Consider the following 16,334-nt stretch of genomic DNA (forward strand, 5'->3'; position numbering starts at 1 on the left):
CTGGTAGCGATGGGCGCAGGGCAGGATGGCGGGGCTTGTCCCGGGCAATTCTGAGCGCCTTCCTGCTGGGCGTGTTGCCGGGCTGCGTCGGTAGCCTGCAGGCAGAAGAACAGAGCGTGCATGTGATAAAACGGCCTGCGACCATAGAAGATATGCTCCAAGTGGAGTTCATAGGTCCGGCCGATTTTTCCCCGGATGGCCGCTGGCTCGCATACACGCTGGTGCCACCCTATGAGAAGATCGGGGATTATTCCTATTGGCTTCGCGCAAGCGGGCTGAGTGGCCACAAAATTCTCCTGCGAGACCTCTCAACCAGTGGGGTCTCTCGAGCGCACCCAGGGCTCAATCCGTCCGCCAGCCAATATCTGATTGGCTTTTCTCCTTCAGGGTCGCATCTGATGGTGCTTGAGCATTCCCGCGGTTCCTTCGTGCTCGCAGCCTGTCCGGTCGCCGGGGCTGACTGCAAACGGTTTGCGTCCATGCCGGACATCAGGGATATGTATGTGGCCCCTGCGGCCTGGAATGAGCGCCTCATCTGGACGGATGACTTCTCGTTCCTCCTGCCGGTGCGCCCCAGGGATCTTCCCGGCTCGGAACTCCGCAACCGTGCAGGAACCGCGGACTATCTCGTGCAAGCCTGGAACGATGCGTGGTCGGGTAGCCGGCCGACAGGATCGGTCGCCCAAAGCAGGCGTGAGCTTGATGCAAATGCCTGGGACGCTGGCGGGCTCGTGCGGTTCGATATCCGCACCGGGCGGGAGCAACTCATTGGTAACGGCCGGCATGCGGGAGGCCAACTATCCCCTGACCGCCGGTATCTCCTGATCAGTAAAGCCGGCGAACGGCGCAGGCCGCCCGCTGATGCTGCGCCGCAAGCCCGTGAAACCCACCCCATGTTTGATCGGCTATATGCCCTCGGTCTCATGGATCTTATGGATAATTCTGTCCGTGAACTGACCTGTGATTGCAATCTTGATCCGGACTCTGTGGCGTGGGGCGCTTCGGGGCAGGCGTTTGCCTACTTTGCCTGGCCGATGGCCGGACCGGTTGAGAGTGGCCGCTACCGCCTTGTCGAAAGGGCGAGCGGAGAGCTGATCCTAGAGACGCCCGCAGACTATGAGCTGGCGGACCGGCGCGATCCCGGAAACCGAGAGCATCCTGCTGGACCCGTGCGCGCAGCCCCTGCTGGAACCGGCCTGATCGCGTTTGCAAGGAAGACAGGCACGGCGAGATATGACTGGTTTTACTTTGACAGGGCTGGGCGGGCCGAGAACCTTTCTGCAAAGATTTCAGACCCTGCCGGTGAGATCATTCATTTGTTGGACAACGGTGTCCAAGTCCTCGCAAAGGACGGGGTTTACCGCCTTGTCCCGGGAAGGCCGGCAGAGGCGTTTCCTGGCTTACCCGCAGGGCCGATTGGAAGGTTGGTCTACAGATCGAATACAGCCCATGGATGGGCGAATGAGTTCTTTTTCCGGTACCAGCGCACCAGGCTGGATCCAGCGCCCCGGATCAATCTTATGCAGTTTGGTCCCGATGGGGACAGCGCGATTGCTATGGTCGATCTTTCAGATCCAACGGCGTCTCCAATCGTTGCACGTCCAGGACTAGAGGGCGCGCGCGTCCTTGCTGCGGGCCCGGGAGGTGAGCTCCTGGTGACGGTGAAAGACGGCAGCGCCACGCGGCTGTTGCTAACGGGACGGAAGGGGGAGGCCATGGAATTAGCGAGAATCAACCGGCACCTCAATCACCTGCTGCCGCCCTCCGTCCGGAGACTGAGTTATACGCTCAGCTCGCAAAACGGTGAGCAACGGCGCGTTGACGGTTGCCTCCTCCTCCCTCCAGACTATCAGCCGGGGCGGCGTTATCCTGTTGTAATCGACGTCTATCCGGTCGGATGCGCGCCGGCATGCCGGTCCTTGGGAGATATGCCCTGGGTCGCGCCAAATCTCGCCGATCTTTGGACATCACGGGGGTTCATTTACATGATGCCACCGGTTCCGCTGGACATGGTGGCGACCCCAGAGGGGCCAATCGCTGGCCTCGACGACTTGCTGGAGCAGACCCTTGATGTGCTTGTCAGCGAAGGACTGGCAGATCCAGGCCGCGCCGTGCTTTACGGGTTCAGCCAGGGTGGAGCAGCGTCTCTCTATGTCGCCACTCAGTCGGACCGGTTCGCTGCCACAATTTCTATGAACGGCTGGGCGGATTTCTTCAGCCATTATTTCAGCGGACGGGGGCTGATGAGATACTTTCATCTTGATCAGAATGGCGGGGACAATCGCTGGCGCTACGAATGCTTAGGGACGGGGGCCGATCACCGGTGTCCTTTCGGTTTCGGTGAGAGCGCATTGGATGATCCTGAAGCCTATGCCCGCTCAAGCCCTGTCGCCCTCGCGCGCGGGGTATCTGCGCCGGTCCTGCTCATTCATTCGGACTGGGATTACTTCGATATGAGCCAGTACGACGAAATGTTCGGAGCGCTTTACAGGGCAGGCAAAGAGGCGCGTTACGTCCGCTATTGGGGCGAGGGGCATGGCCCATCGTCCCCCGCCAATCTGCGGGATTTGTGGCACCAGACAGATGCCTTCCTGATTGAGAGCGGCGTTTTGCCAGCTGTATGTGAAGATCAGCCTTGCCGCAAATAAGTTGACCAGCGCGTAAGCCAAGCTTCTATTGCGTAATAGATCAATGCCATGCGGCGCCATTTGCGCAAAGTAATTCCGTCTGCCGACATAAAGTGGAGGACGTCTTCTTTCCGGATCAGGCCGGCCTGAACCAGGGCGCCATCCGCCAGTCGTGCGGCAATCTTTGACAGATGGCGCTCCAGGGTGGCGGCATAATAGCGGGAGGCGTTGCCCTTTGTGACCCTCAGCCGGACTGCGTCCGGAAGGTATTCCCGGAATGCTTCACGCGCGAGCCCCCGGTTGGTGCCATTGAGGCAAAGTTGGTAGACCGGCAGGCGGAGGCAGAGCTCGATCAGGGGCTGGGAAATAAGGGGATGGCACGTCTCGGGTTGCCCTGGCTGGGTAAGTACACTTCTGATCTGAAACATGTGAAAGAGATGATTCACCTGGCTGAACTTGCCGGGCGGCAAATCCAGGGGGTTGGTCACCCAATCCGGCAGCGTGGTCTCCAGATCAGCGGAGAACAAGGCTTCCGAATTCACATCTGTGCTCCGCTTCTGAATGGCCGCCAACAGGCTGCTCTCCGGTTTGCGTCCCACAGTATAGGGTAGCGTCTGCTTAAGCACTTCCCAGATCGACAGGCCTGACAAGCGGGCCGCCGAAAGCAGTTCCGAAGGTATGCGCCCCCCTCTTGGGGATTCTTGAAGATAATCGGCAAATCCAAGGGGCAGGTCCGATGCCAGGAACAAGTGGTCTCCGCCTTGCCCCGTAAAGACAGCGGCGCCTAGCGGTGCGTGATGCCGCTGCGCCAGTGCCTGAGGATTGATGGCGCCAAACGAGCGATGCGGCCGCGCTGAGAGCGGGTGGGTTTCGGGATCTTCCAACGTCTCAACAATGGGGGTGGGAAGCTCGAACAAATCCCGCTCAGCTGCCTGAGCCACCATATCGGCAAATCTGTACTCTGATGGGTCCTCAGAACCGAGGGAATGATGCAGGGCATTCACATCTCCTTGCCAGCGATGCTTTGCGAGGCAACCGAGAACGATTGAGGAATCAAGTCCGCCAGACAGGCTGACGGTCACTGATCCGTGCGCATTTGCGCGAGACTGGACCACAGACAAGGTTGTATCCCGCAGCATGTCCATGGCGTCGGCGTCTTTTAATTTCAGGGGCGCCGCAGCGAGCGTTCGGGGGTCCCAAACCTGCTCCCTGGCAAGGACGCCTTCAACCACCCGCCACCGCATTCCTGGCAGGAGCTCTGCAACCTCTTTCAACCCGGTCTCGCCAGTTTGTATTTTGTCGTATGCGAGCAGCCTTTGAAGGAAGGGATAGTTGATCGTAAGCCGGGTGCGATCCAGGATATCGCAATGTTCGAGGTGTGAGAAAAACAGGTGAACATCATCTATTTCCATATGATAGCAGGGAATGCTTCCTGCGATGTCCGCGAGTATGAAAAGTTCGTCCTTGTGCCGATAGAATCCCACATAGCTACCCCAAAAATCCTTGAGAAGAGAGGCGCCCCCGGTGTTTTCAAGGCGGCGTTTTTCTTCGGCGGTCAAAGCTTCGACAGGTGATTGGGGGCCTTTGACGGCGCTGCGAAACAGATCACCGTAGAGGTAACATTCCCCACCCGACGGCATTTCTATCGCCACTCTGGAGCGGGTTGCGCCATTGTAGGATAAGTCGAACACTGAAAGTGATTTCAGATCGAAGGTCGCGCTTTTAGGGGCCTGATTTTGCAAGCGGTCCAGTAGTTCCCTGGTAGCACGGGCCGCTCGCTCAGAAGAGGGGGTGGGGTAGAAGGCAAGGAATGATTTCATATCGGTCGCCGCCTATACCGAAAATATGGGCCTGAACTCGTTCACGGTTTCCAGATGGTCGTTCAGTACAAGGCTGTTTGAGCTGACCCAGCAATGAGCACTGAATGGGGCGGCGCGCACACCAATATTCAGTTGGGAGGGAATGCTTCGGCGGGCTAGGTACCTGACGAGAAGGGCGCTTCGATAAAGGCAGGCATCCCGTGAGCTGATAAACCATGGGGCAAGCTGTAAGAATTTCTGGGCTTGGACGATGGCGTCTTGATGCCGCTGATTTCCAGGGTCCATCTTTGCCTTCCAAGCGGATAGACGAGGCAGCAATGTTGGCAAGAAACCTCTCTGCCGATTAAGCAGTCGAAGATCTGATACGCTTAACATCAGCAGAATAGCGTCTTTAGCGCCGGGAGCGGAAAATGCATTTCTGGGCAGATCGAAAATCGACCTCTTAAATCTCTCCGTGTTCGGTTCGAAAGGAGGACGGCCCAGGCGGGGATCCCGTGTAATGACGTTTTCTGCTTCTAGGCGGACGGCGAGCGATTGGGCCTGAGGCGATAGGCCGGTTCCCGTTGGCGCGCAAAGCTCAGTAAAAGCTGCGCTGGCGATTTCGGGCAGCGAAAAGTAACGATCTGCGCGGATATCCATGAACACAGTGACATTGCCTAGCTGGCAGAAGTGTATGTGGCTTCGGAGATAGATCATGTGTCGCAGCCGAAAGTGGTGAGCAAATGAAGGCGCACTCGGTGCGCCTTCACCGTATGCTTGATTCAGAGACGGGTATTCGGGCCGCCAGCGAACTCTTCTTCGACCTGGCCGATCCCTTTGGTTTCTTCCGAGACCGAGCCGAGTTCGATCAGGTCGACGTCGTCCGTGACCGGAGTGTCATTGATGAGGTCTTTCATGGTGTTTCTCCTTGGGTTTGGGGTTCTTTGTCGCTGGCCGGGCGACCGGGGGAGAATGGTAGCAATCTAAGGTAGAGTCAACGTGACTTAAGATTACAAATTGTGAATGTTTTCAGGAGGTTGGCGCATGCCGGAGAGACCCGCGGGGCTCGCCGGGCGGGGTGGGCGGGAAACTGTCTTTTCAGTCCGTAGGCTGCGTATCGTGAGGGGGCAGCGGCACGGGAGAAGCAGCGATCAGGGCGGCAGCTTTGACGCTGTCGCCGGAGGAGAGGGCGCGGATGGCGCGCATGACGGCATAATAGCCCCGCACATGGGGGCTCGTATCGTATAGAGCAGGAGAGCTGACGGCGGACGCAAATGCGGTATCCGGGGAGCGCCAGCCCTGGCCATAGCTCTCAGCGAGATAGCGGCCGGGGTCTGAGGGGATGGACCATGTCTGCCCGGCATAGCGGGCCGGGATGAGCCCGAAATCCGAGAAGCGCCATCGGAGGTCGCCGGGCGTGTGGCTGACACCGGCGAAGATATGCTGGCCGGACTTCTCATGCACGAAGATGTCGATGGCGACGCCCTTGTGCATCAGGCCGAAATACCGGTCACCCGGCCTGGCGATCCGGGGAAGGAGCATGCCCGGCGCAGCGCGGAGAATGCCGGCGATGTCGGGTCCACCGGCTGAGGTGCGGACCACGCCCAGGTCGATGTCGCGGTCATGGGCGAGCGGGGCGCCGTGACGGTGGAAACCGAGCAGGGTGCCCGCAACGAGGAAAGTGTCGACCCCTGCAGCGGACAGGAGGGACCGTATCTCGATCAACACATCGGTGGCATGTGCCGGGCTGAACGGCCTTGTGGAAGGGTTTGCTGGCGGGCTCGCCTGGATCGCGTGCCAGAGACGGGCGGCTTCGACGAAGGCGGCGTCATACGCCCCGGCATGATAGAGCGCGCGGGCCCGGGCGCGCAGGAGCACCGGATCGGGGCGGTCAGACGCAGTTCGGGGCTCAAGGATGCGGGCTGCTGTTCCTGGCTGCCGGGCGTCGATCAGCGCCGTTGTGAGGGCTGCGAGAAGGGAGGCGGGAGGGGACGGCGCCTGGCATCGGACGACCAGCGCATCGGCGGCGCCTTCCAGGGCATGGACGCGTTCATCCTCATGCGGGGTCGTGTCGGCGATGGACTGCCAGCAGCGCCAGGAAAGGGGATCAGCCGCCACGCTGCAGCGGAATGCATCGAGCGCGCCGGGAACATCGCCTGCCGCATGCAGGCAGAGGCCGCGGCCCAGCAGCGCGCCTGTGTGTTCGGGATGGTCTGTCAGCAGGCTGTCAAATGCCGCCAGCGCGGCGTCCGGGTTCTGGTTGCGAAGGAGCGCTGTGGCGAGGGCCAGCGTAACAAGCGGGTCGCCGGGCTGGTTCTCCTGCATCGTCCTGAGAAGCGGCAGGGCGAGATCCGGCCTGCCGCCGCGCAGCCAGGCAAGGCCTCGCCGGAGGCGCTGGTCTCGTATGGGAGCCCGGTCACCGGGAGCGTCCTGCGTCATCCTGCCTGCCTCTTCTGATGAGGCAGGAATTCTATCAAAAGGTGATAATAAAAACCACCCCAGGTGAATTCATTAAATCGTGGTCGGCGCCCGTTCCGAGACCGGATGCCTAATGTCAGATGGGTGCAGGATCGCTAAAGGCGGGCGGTGTGGGCCGGACCATCTGCCCCGCAAGAAGGCCCGCTGTGCACGCAGTCGTGGGGTGGAATTGTCCTCGTCCGGCATCGCTCAGACCCGGAGATGATTCAGCGGCACGTATACGGTGGGCTTCCGCAGATGATGACCCTTCAGGGAGCCCGGTCAGGTGTGCGAATCAGCTGGGCGGACTTTTGCGGGCACGTCTGATTGCCCTGGCAAATCAGCCTGCTGCGAGACCGAGGTTGAACAGCGCCACCACCTCATCGGCAATTCGGTGCGGTGAGGGTTGTTCGATATCGCCGATCCATTTCGGGATCCAGAGATAGGCGCCGGCGCGGGCAACAGTGACCGCCTTGTGATCATGGCGGCGCCGGCTGCCGTCGGCCATGCCTTCTTCGGCAAAGGCTTCGGTCCGGGCAAGGACTTCCCGAAGGCGCTTCGTCACATGCTTCTGCGAAGCCTGCGAGAGCGCGTCGAGGCCCATCCAGCCAGCCACCGGCTGCAGGGATCCGGCCATGGCCTGCGTATTCAGATGGGAAACGATCGCTGCCTTTTCCAGGCCATTGCGCCCATGGGCGGCCGCATAGTCGACGAAGGCATCATAGATCTCGAAACTGCGCTCAAGACATTTGCGCACCAGGTCCTCCCGGTCACTGAAATAGTGATAGACGGTCCCGCGTGTGGCCCCCATGGCGCCGGCCACATCCTCGAGGGACACGTTCGCCACGCCATGCCGGTTAATCAGCCAGGACCCTTTCATCAGGATCTGTTCCATCTTCAGGTCCGAGATTTTCCGGTCCCCGAAATCGGCCAGCGTGATCCGGGCAAAATCGTCGGCGTTCTTGTAGACCCGGATGTCGGTGTCCCGGCGCGCGGCCGATCCGTTGGCAATGAAATCGACAACCGCCTCCGGGTCGGCGGCGCCCGGCCTTCCCGGAAGCCACCGGCCGGACATCCGTGCAAAGAGGATGATGGAAGGCAAAATACGGGCGATCAGCTGCTCATCGCAGGGACGGATATTGCCCGCATCGATTCCCGCCCCGATCATTGCGGCGAGCCGGTCATAATTGCGGCGCTGCGCCCGTTCAATGATGGTCCGGTGAGCGTCTCCCAGGACAGACGTATCGACGATCACCGCGGTCTGTTCCGCTTCCGCTGAGAGGCTGAGCTCCATGAAGGCCAGGACCTGGGGAAGTCCCGTGGGAGCCTCACTGGCAAGGTCGAGCCGCTCGGTTTCGGCCTCGCAGCTGCGCTGGTAGCAGCGGAAGATGAGGTCCTCCCGGTCCGCGACATAATGATAGAAGGTCGCCCGGCCGACACCCATGCGTTTGGCAAGATCGCCAAATCCCACCGCGCCGATGCCGTGTTCGTTAAACATCAGCGCCGCCTCCCGGAGAATCGCCTCCTGTTTTGACCCTTTCCGGGACGTCGCGGCCGGATCCTCAGCGCCTCATTCGGCTCAACCAGGACGGTAGCGCGCGCAAAGAACTCCTCACCGCCCGGCCAGCGGCTGAACGGGGCCGGCGTGATCAGCGGATCGCCATTCGACGGCACCGACCTGACCTTGAAATATCCGTTCAGATCAGAGTAGCGCGCCACGAGGCGCACCCCGACCTTGTCATTTATCCGGTCCGAATAGAGTGCCTGGTAGTAGGCGTCCTGCGACACGGCCTCATAGCCGGCCTCCACCTCGACCAGCCGGTCATTTCCCTGCAAGCCGGGCCGGGACATCTATGCCGGCAACGGCCGCCCCGAAGATGTGGCTCTGGCGGCGGGCGCGCCCAGCCGGAACGGCATCGGTTTCCGCAACAATCAGCAGATCCTCGGCACCCTGCAGGCAGACTATGATCTGACCCCGGATCTGACGCTGACGTCTGTCTCGGGCTATTACCTTTTTGACGAGGTCAATGCGCATGATGCCTCCATCGGGCCGCGCGCCGTCCTGCTGGTGCCTTATCTGCCGTTCGAAATGCGCCAGTTCAGCCAGGAAGTGCGCCTTGCCTCCGACTGGAACGCCCCGGTCAACTTCACGGTTGGCGCCTTCTATGAGACGCGCGACACTTATGGGGCGCAGGACGCCGTGATCACGGCCTTCCCGCCGGCGTCATTTGCCATCGGACAGGAGCAGACCTTCCAGGATCAGGAGGCGTTCTCGGCCTTCGGACAGCTGATCTGGGACGTGACCGACCGGCTCGAAGTGTCAGGCGGCGTCCGGTATTCAGAAGAGGACAAGAGCCTGCGTTTCTTCCGGCGCGGGGTAGATGTTACCGCCAATCTCGTCCGCGACACGCTCTCCTTTGACAATCTCTCACCGGAACTGACGGTGTCGTACGATGTCAGCGACAGCGTCATGATTTTCGGATCGTACAAGGAAGGGTTCAAATCCGGCGGGTTCGATGGCGGTTTCACCAATGGTGCCATCGCGGCGGGCAATTTCGCCAACACTTTCGATGAGGAAATTGTCACGGGGTTTGAAGGCGGCATCAAGGCCACGCTTGCCGGCCAGCTGGTCGTGAACCTGACCGCCTATGACTATGATTACGAAGACCTGCAGGTCGGGGCGTTTGATCCGGACTCGATTTCCTTCAAGGTCCTGAACGCGGCCGCCGCAAAGGTCCGGGGCATTGAAGCAGACGCCAACTGGCGCACACCTCTGGACGGGTTGTGGCTGAGAGGCTCGCTGGCGCTCAATGACGCGAAGTTTGAGGATTTTCTGTCGGGCTGCTATCTTGGCCAGACCCCGGCCATGGGGTGCAATATCAATCTCAATCCCGTCACGGGCGCGTTCCTGCAGCAGGACCTGTCGGGCCGGCAGATGAACAATGCCCCCGAAACGGCCGCGACGGCCGGGGCTCTGTATTCCGGGACCCTCGGGAACGGGATGGGCTTCGATCTCGGACTGGATGCGACCTATTCCAGTGCCTATTCGGCCAATCTGCGCCAGTCGCCCTATGACCTTCAGAAAGCGTTTACGAAACTCAACGCCTCGCTGCGTCTGTTCAGCCAGGATGACCGCTGGGAGGTGTCCGTCATCGGACGAAACCTGACGGATGAATACACTTTCAATGCGTCAGCGCCGATCACGCTGACCGGCGGCGGCAGCGGGATTACGACGGCTGTGCCAGGCGATCAGAGCGCGGTCGTCTCGCGCGGCCGGGAAGTGTTCCTCAAGCTTACCTGGCGGCCTGCCCTCTAGGCAGCCTTCCGGCACCGGCGCGCGTCCTCCCGGGCGCCGGTGATTTTTTCTCTGGCTGAGCAGGAGTTGCAGAGCCCCATGACCAAACGACCTGGCATCCTTCAAAACGCGCTGACGGCCGCGAGCGCCCTCCTTCTGACGTCCTGCGCCAGTGCAGAAGAGGGCCGGAACGGACGGGCCGCCCCTGAGAAAATACTCTCTCAGCGTGCCGGCGCCGCCGGAAGCGCAGCAGACGGCCTTGTCCGGGAAGGGCAGGTGCCCGGCGCGCTGGTCATGATCTCGCAGGGCAGCGAAATCTACACCCATGCCCGGGGCTATGCCGATCTGGAGCAGGCCGTCCCGGTCAGCGAAGACACGATCTTCCGCTTCTACTCCATGACAAAGCCGGTGACCTGCGCGGCCGTTCTGACCCTTCTTGATGACGGGCTGATCAGCCTGGAGGATCCGGTCAAGGACTATCTGCCGGAGTTCGCCGATATGTCGGTCCGCACGGAGGAGGGGCTGCGTCCTGCGGCCGGGCAGCTGACCATCCGGCATTTGATGACCCACACATCCGGGCTCAGCTACAGGATACTGCCTGGTCCGGTGCAGGAAGACTACAACCAGGCAGGTGTATTTGCGATCGAGAACAGGCAGGCTGAAACGCTGGAGGCGCACGTCAGGCGTCTCGCGGCGCTGCCGCTCGTCGCAGACCCGGGGACTGTCTGGAACTATGGGGAATCGATGGGGGTGCTGGGCCGGATTGTTGAGGTCGTCTCCGGCAAGACGTTTGGCACCTATCTGCAGGAGCGCATTCTGACGCCGCTGGGTATGGACGATACCGGTTTTTACGTTCCGCCGGAGAAGGCCGCGCGGCTCGCGCAGCTTTATCACCGCAGCACGGACGGGACGCTGACCCATGCGGGCGATGCGCCCCTTTATGGCGGCAGCTATCTGGAAAAGCCCCTTCTTGAATATGGCGGCGCGGGCCTTGTCGGGACGGCCGGGGATTACATGAATTTTGCCCGGATGCTTCTGGCGGACGGGATGTTTGCCGGGCGCAGGGTTCTCAGCTCTGAGGCGGTCGCCCTTATGACCAGCAACCAGTTGGGGCCGGAGTTCGGGGAGGCACCCCTTGCCGCGTCCGGTCGGGGCGCCGGCACGCGGTTCGGGCTCTGCGGCTATGTGACGGTCGATCAGCCGGACGGCGCGCCGCCGGGCGCGGTCGGAGAATATGGGTGGAGCGGCTGGGCCAGTACCGGGTTCTGGATCGACCGGAAGAATGATCTCGCAGGCCTCGTCTTCACGCAGGTCATCCCCGACGATATCGGCTCTGTTGAACTGACCGCCCGCGTGCGCCAAGCCCTGTACGGGCCCGGCGAGGACTGAAACCCGCTATGCTGACGGGCCCGCCTGCGCGGTTGCGTGCGCCGCAGCCCGTTTGTGGCGGGCCTGCATGCAGGGAGCTGGAATTGTCCGGAAACACACAGCCTTGCTGCTCGACGGGTGATGATCGCCCTCCTATAATCGTTAAACGTTCAGCCGGGGGGCTGAACAGGAGCCGGGATATCCATGGGACAGTCGAAAAAAACGGCGTCGGCCTCACGGGCACCGACAGAGGTGGACCGGGTCGTCGGTGAGAATGTGCGGCAGGCCCGGACGCGGCGGGGCAGAACCCAGATGGAGGTGGCTGCAGATCTGGGCATCAGTCACCAGCAGCTCCAGAAGTATGAGACGGGCAGCAACCGGCTCAGCGCGGGGATGATCGACAGGGTCGCGACGGTCCTTGGCGTATCGATCGCATCGCTCTTCACCCGTCCCAAGCAGTCTACCGGTCAGAGCGGGCCGGGGAAAGCCGCGCGCCGGCTCGACGCTCTGCGGGAAGAGGCCGGCTGGCTGCTGGCACGGACCGAGTCGGAAACAGATCTGAAAATGATGGTCGCAGTGCTGCGGGCGATGTCAGCGAAAAGTTGAGCTTTTTCTTTTAAAAGTAGATTTCATGTTCTAGTATAGGGTACTCATCAGGAGTCCCCTCATGACGCGCTGCAGCACCATTGATTCAGAGTCGGAGGCGGGCGACACGCACGGGTTGCCGGGTGTGTATCCTGCTTCAACAGGTGAATGTTCGCACGCGGACGGCTGGGATTTTCCGGCGTCAGACTTTGCGCCGGAGGGCCGGCAGGAAAGGCAGGGATGTTCCGGGTAATCGGCCCCCATGCCCGGAGGCAGAACAGGGACCTCCTTGATGCCATGTTTGATCTGCGCGAGGCGGTGGTCAGCGCGGCTCCGCCAGGTATCTACGCCCGCGCGTTCCCGGAGGCCGGGCGCGACCGGTTTGACACGGACGGGTCCGTCTATGTGCTGGCCGGAGAGGAGCGCCGGGTGGAGGCCTGCGTCCGGCTCAACCCGACGACGGCGCCGCATATGCTGGGAGAATTCCTCGCGCCGCTCTGCGAAGTTCCTTCCGGTCCGGAGATCTGGGAATGTTCGCGGCTCGTGATTGATACCGTCAGCGTTCCAGACACGCTGGCTCAGTTCAGACTCCGTGGCCGTCTGGGGCTTGGGATCACCGCCTGGTGCCTTGATGAGAAGATCCGGCACCTGATCTGGCTGATCCGCCATGAGAGTTTTCCGCAGGTGGCAGAGACCTTCCCGACACGGCCGCTCTGCGATCCCATCCGGCTGGCCGAAGGCGGGGGCTGGGTCCCGGCCGTGTCTGAGGTGGGCCTCGGGGCGCTCGACCACTTCATCAATCGCCTGCGTATCCCTCCGGAAACGGTGGCCGGTCTGATTGCGGCCGGACTCGATCAGACCGGCGGATGCATCGCCTGACGCGTTGCCGGCGGGCGGCTGACTGAACAGGCGCCTGGGGAGGTATGCGGGAGCGGGCGGACAAGGTCCGGGCGCGCAGAATCCCGTTAGGGGGGAACGCAGATCTATCGGCGCGTGTCAGATGTCGGGGCCGGGAATGGCCCGGCCAGATAATGGAGACACGACCATGCGTAAGAACCTGTGGGATTTCAGATACACGAAGATCGACCTGGAGGACCTCGATGTGTCCGTCCAGTTCACCCACCCGAAATCCCTCGCCCGGGTGACGGTCAGCTTCCGGATCGACGAATCCGCCCTTGAAGGGACGGCGCGCGACCTCAAAGAACGAATAGAGCTGATTGCCAGGAAGCTGCTCCTGAACCTCGGCGCGTCCCTGGAGAAGACAGAGGACCTTATCCCCTCAGACTGAGAAACAGGACGAGCAGGAGCGCAGCGCCCGCCAGCAGCCAGACCCAGGCCGGCGGCGGGCGCGGCGTATAATCTCCCGACTCGTCCCGGTCCCAGCCGCTCATTCAGTGCAGGTCTCCTCTTAGAAGAAATAGTCTGCCAGCAGCGCGCGCTGGGCAATCCGGCGGCAGTTGCGCCGTGTGCCAAGAGCCGCCGCCCTCCGTCTTCGTTCGGGATCAGCCGGGCTGCGCCGACGCCAGATCGGGCGATGCTGGTTGAGCCGTCAGCCGTGTGGACTGACCGGTAGACGGCGGTCGTTCAGTAGGCACCGCGGGGGCAGTCTAGGTAGGACAATACAGCCGCGATGACATCCGGGTCATCGGGCATATCGCGGTGACCTGACTGGAAACTGCCATCGAAGGTTGCCGCCGGAAGGTTCGCAGCGAGGTCACGAATGGGCTCTATCCGGGTGACCTTGTCTTCTGATGATGCGGCAAAAAGCAGGTCACCCTCCCACGAACTGAGCGCTTTGCGCAGGTCGAACGGTGTGAGGCTGACGCCCGTACGGTCGAGGTAGAGGTCTTCGACTTCACGGATAACATCTTCACTTGTGCCGGCCGTCCGCCACTGCGTGATCCAGTGCGAGGTCTCACCCGGCACAGGCGGCGCGATCAACGCTGCCGTTTCGATCCCGAGCCCGCATTCGATTGCGCGCGCTGTTGCAATGCACCCGAAAGAGTGAGCAACCACAGACCAGACTGGTCCTGTGGCACGGCAGACATCCAGTATCGCTTCTCCTGCATTGTGATAGGTTGTGAACGTGCCGCTGGAAATGCCATGCCCTGGCAGATCCATAAGAATAACCGCGTGGCCATCGGCCAGCGCCGTCTGAACAAAGCGTTTCCAGACCCGGTGGGTGTCACCCCATCCGTGTACATACAGGATCGCAGGTCCGGAGCCTGCACGCCAGGCACCTATGGCTCCTTCCGCGCCGTCTATGGTTACGCGTGCCGACAACGGCATCAGGTTGCCACCGGGACCTGTCACAGGCGCTGGCGGTTTCAGCGTCTCGAGAAGGGCCAGGGCTTCGGGGGAGCATGAGTCCGTCATCTGTTCTCCGCGTTAAGACGAGTTACTTGTCCTCTGACACCCTGAGGTCGATGACAAATGCTGTTGGCACCTGCTTCCAGTACCTGAGACAGGCTGGAATGTTTTTTTTCTGGCTTCAGATTGGGGAGGGCGGCGCATGTGTCAGTTGCCTGTGAACCGGGGCCTGCGTTTCTGCACGAACGCTTCAATGCCCTCGCGCGCGTCCCAGGTGCGGGCAGAGGCAGCAATGGAGCGCGCCTCCAGTTCCATCTGTGTTTCGATCGGATGGGTTGCCGCGCTCGCAAGGAGCGCCTTGACCTCTCCGAAAGCGGCCGTCGGTCCGTTTGCAAACTGTCCGGCGACATTCTGGGCCCGTGTTGCCAGGCCCGGCGCCGGAACAATTTCATTGACCAGCCCCCAGTCAAGCGCTTCTGTTGCGGAAAGGCGGCGGTTCGTCAGCATCAGTTCCCGCGTTCGGCCCGGGCCGATCCGTCGTGGCAGGACCCAGCTGCTCGCCCCGTCCGGGGACAGACCTGCAGCGGTATACGCCATGGTAAAAATTGCGGCATCCGCACTCAGGACATGGTCACAGGCGGCGGCAAGGGCCATGCCGGCGCCAGCCGCCGGGCCATTGACGGCGGCGACAACCGGTTGGCGCATGCGCGTGATCCTTGATACCGCTGCATGCAGATGAAAGGTCAGCTGCTTCAGGAAGAAGGGCAACCGCTCAAGGTCGTCTGCAAAGGCGGCCAGGTCGCCACCGGCACAGAAGAAGCGGCCGCTTCCGGTCAGGATGACGCTTCGGACATCCGCCGACTCCTCACAGACGAGAAGGGCTTCTGCGAGTTCCCGAAGCAGGTCGAGGTTCATCGCATTGGCCGCTTCGGGGCGATTGAGGATTAGTCTTGCGACCCCGCCGGATACTTCGAAAAGGACATTCTGGAAGGTCAAGAAACAGGCTCCTGAGATGCCTGCGCGCGGCAGGACTTCGGCGGATCGACCCAGGGCGAACTGTTTTGCCCTGGAGGATGGTTCGCGGGGGGCAGGGCGGGGCTAGCGGACCGTGTATCCCTGGCGGGTGCCCATCAGGGCCGCGCGGTCTACCTGCGAGGTGCCGACCGGATTTCCGATCTGGCAGTATTTCAGGGCGGTGCGCAGCGCGACGGATCTCGGCATGTCCAGCGATTCCCAGATTGCCTTGACCGTGCCGGACGTGGCCGCGGGCGGCTTGGCGGCGATGATCTCGGCCAGCGCCTGCGCGCGGTCCCAGAGCGCCTCATTGGCGGTGATTTCCGTCACCAGCCCGAGGCGCAACGCGGTTTCTGCCGAGATCCGCTCATCATTCCCCAGAAGCGCCATGCGCAAGACATCACCCAGCGGCATCCTGTAGGTGGCGCCGATGGGTTCGAGCGCCGCAGTCATTCCGTATGTGACATGCGGATCAAAGAAACTTGCGTCTTCCGAACAGATCACAATGTCCGCTTCATTGATCCAGTAGAAGGCTCCGCCGGCGGCCATGCCATGTACGGCGCAGATCACGGGTTTCCAGCAGCGATTGGACTTGGGACCGAGCTTCTCGCCGGGGTCTTCGGCCGTCCAGATATTGTCATGCATGACCGAACCGCCGGGCTGGGCGGCCGCCTTGACGTCAACGCCCGTGGAGAAAGCCCGGCCCGGGGCGGCACGCAGGACGGCGCAGTGAATATCGTCCGTCTCGGCAATGTGGCGCCAGACCTCGGCGCATTCATCCATCATTTTCCGCGTGAAGGAATTCATCGCCTCGGGCCGATTGAGCGTTACCGTGGCGATATGGTTGGAAACGTCAAAAAGAAGGGTCTCGTAAGTCAC

The 16,334-nt window shown here is 61.7% G+C and carries 15 protein-coding genes; 6 read left to right on the plus strand and 9 right to left on the minus strand.

All coding sequences use genetic code 11. The features are described 5' to 3' along the window. Window positions 1–35: 35 nt before the first annotated feature. Window positions 36–2,648, plus strand: a complete 2,613-nt coding sequence (locus tag BBF93_RS04815) for a S9 family peptidase (protein ID WP_162786410.1) — start codon at window positions 36–38, stop codon at window positions 2,646–2,648. Here BBF93_RS04815 and BBF93_RS04820 read toward each other — a convergent pair. The 6 genes from BBF93_RS04820 to BBF93_RS04840 all read right to left on the minus strand — a co-directional run bounded on the left by BBF93_RS04820 (window position 2,630) and on the right by BBF93_RS04840 (window position 8,734). Then, window positions 2,630–4,447, minus strand: coding sequence for an asparagine synthase-related protein (locus BBF93_RS04820; protein WP_114105158.1), 1,818 nt, complete (start codon window positions 4,445–4,447; stop codon window positions 2,630–2,632). The genes BBF93_RS04815 and BBF93_RS04820 overlap by 19 nt on opposite strands. A 12-nt stretch (window positions 4,448–4,459) precedes the next feature. Next, window positions 4,460–5,143 (minus strand): lasso peptide biosynthesis B2 protein, encoded by a 684-nt coding sequence (locus tag BBF93_RS20015; protein ID WP_114105159.1) that lies wholly within the window; start codon window positions 5,141–5,143, stop codon window positions 4,460–4,462. Between the two features lie 65 nt (window positions 5,144–5,208). After that, window positions 5,209–5,343, minus strand: coding sequence for a hypothetical protein (locus BBF93_RS19920; protein ID WP_255417581.1), 135 nt, complete (start codon window positions 5,341–5,343; stop codon window positions 5,209–5,211). Between the two features lie 181 nt (window positions 5,344–5,524). Continuing rightward, window positions 5,525–6,865: a tetratricopeptide repeat protein gene (locus BBF93_RS04830; protein WP_114105160.1), complete on the minus strand. Its 1,341-nt coding sequence runs from the start codon at window positions 6,863–6,865 to the stop codon at window positions 5,525–5,527. 358 nt (window positions 6,866–7,223) lie between these two features. Further along, window positions 7,224–8,381, minus strand: a complete 1,158-nt coding sequence (locus BBF93_RS04835; protein ID WP_114105161.1) for a TetR/AcrR family transcriptional regulator — start codon at window positions 8,379–8,381, stop codon at window positions 7,224–7,226. Next, window positions 8,381–8,734: a hypothetical protein gene (locus BBF93_RS04840; RefSeq protein ID WP_114105162.1), complete on the minus strand. Its 354-nt coding sequence runs from the start codon at window positions 8,732–8,734 to the stop codon at window positions 8,381–8,383. The genes BBF93_RS04835 and BBF93_RS04840 overlap by 1 nt, the downstream gene beginning before the upstream one ends. A gap of 28 nt (window positions 8,735–8,762) precedes the next feature. On the opposite strand from BBF93_RS04840, the gene BBF93_RS04845 reads away from it, so the two are divergent. From BBF93_RS04845 to BBF93_RS04865, 5 genes are all read left to right on the plus strand, one after another. After that, window positions 8,763–10,199: a TonB-dependent receptor gene (locus tag BBF93_RS04845; RefSeq protein WP_162786412.1), complete on the plus strand. Its 1,437-nt coding sequence runs from the start codon at window positions 8,763–8,765 to the stop codon at window positions 10,197–10,199. A 78-nt stretch (window positions 10,200–10,277) separates the two neighbouring features. Continuing rightward, window positions 10,278–11,567, plus strand: a complete 1,290-nt coding sequence (locus BBF93_RS04850; RefSeq protein ID WP_114105164.1) for a serine hydrolase — start codon at window positions 10,278–10,280, stop codon at window positions 11,565–11,567. A 183-nt stretch (window positions 11,568–11,750) separates the two neighbouring features. After that, window positions 11,751–12,152 (plus strand): helix-turn-helix domain-containing protein, encoded by a 402-nt coding sequence (locus tag BBF93_RS04855; RefSeq protein WP_114105165.1) that lies wholly within the window; start codon window positions 11,751–11,753, stop codon window positions 12,150–12,152. Window positions 12,153–12,428: 276 nt separating this feature from the next. Continuing rightward, window positions 12,429–13,010, plus strand: a complete 582-nt coding sequence (locus BBF93_RS04860) for an acyl-homoserine-lactone synthase (RefSeq protein WP_162786413.1) — start codon at window positions 12,429–12,431, stop codon at window positions 13,008–13,010. A 166-nt stretch (window positions 13,011–13,176) separates the two neighbouring features. Further along, on the plus strand, window positions 13,177–13,419 hold the full coding sequence (locus BBF93_RS04865; RefSeq protein WP_114105167.1) for a hypothetical protein: 243 nt from the start codon (window positions 13,177–13,179) through the stop codon (window positions 13,417–13,419). Window positions 13,420–13,715: 296 nt separating this feature from the next. Here BBF93_RS04865 and BBF93_RS04870 read toward each other — a convergent pair whose 3' ends face one another. From BBF93_RS04870 to BBF93_RS04880, 3 genes are all read right to left on the minus strand, one after another. Further along, complete coding sequence (locus BBF93_RS04870; RefSeq protein WP_114105168.1) at window positions 13,716–14,507, minus strand: alpha/beta fold hydrolase; 792 nt, start codon at window positions 14,505–14,507, stop codon at window positions 13,716–13,718. A gap of 141 nt (window positions 14,508–14,648) precedes the next feature. Continuing rightward, complete coding sequence (locus tag BBF93_RS04875) at window positions 14,649–15,437, minus strand: enoyl-CoA hydratase/isomerase family protein (RefSeq protein ID WP_114105169.1); 789 nt, start codon at window positions 15,435–15,437, stop codon at window positions 14,649–14,651. A 102-nt stretch (window positions 15,438–15,539) separates the two neighbouring features. Next, window positions 15,540–16,334, minus strand: coding sequence for an enoyl-CoA hydratase/isomerase family protein (locus tag BBF93_RS04880; protein WP_114105170.1), 795 nt, complete (start codon window positions 16,332–16,334; stop codon window positions 15,540–15,542).

It is taken from the genome of Hyphomonas sp. CACIAM 19H1 (assembly GCF_003325995.1).
Lineage (GTDB): Bacteria > Pseudomonadota > Alphaproteobacteria > Caulobacterales > Hyphomonadaceae > Hyphomonas > Hyphomonas polymorpha.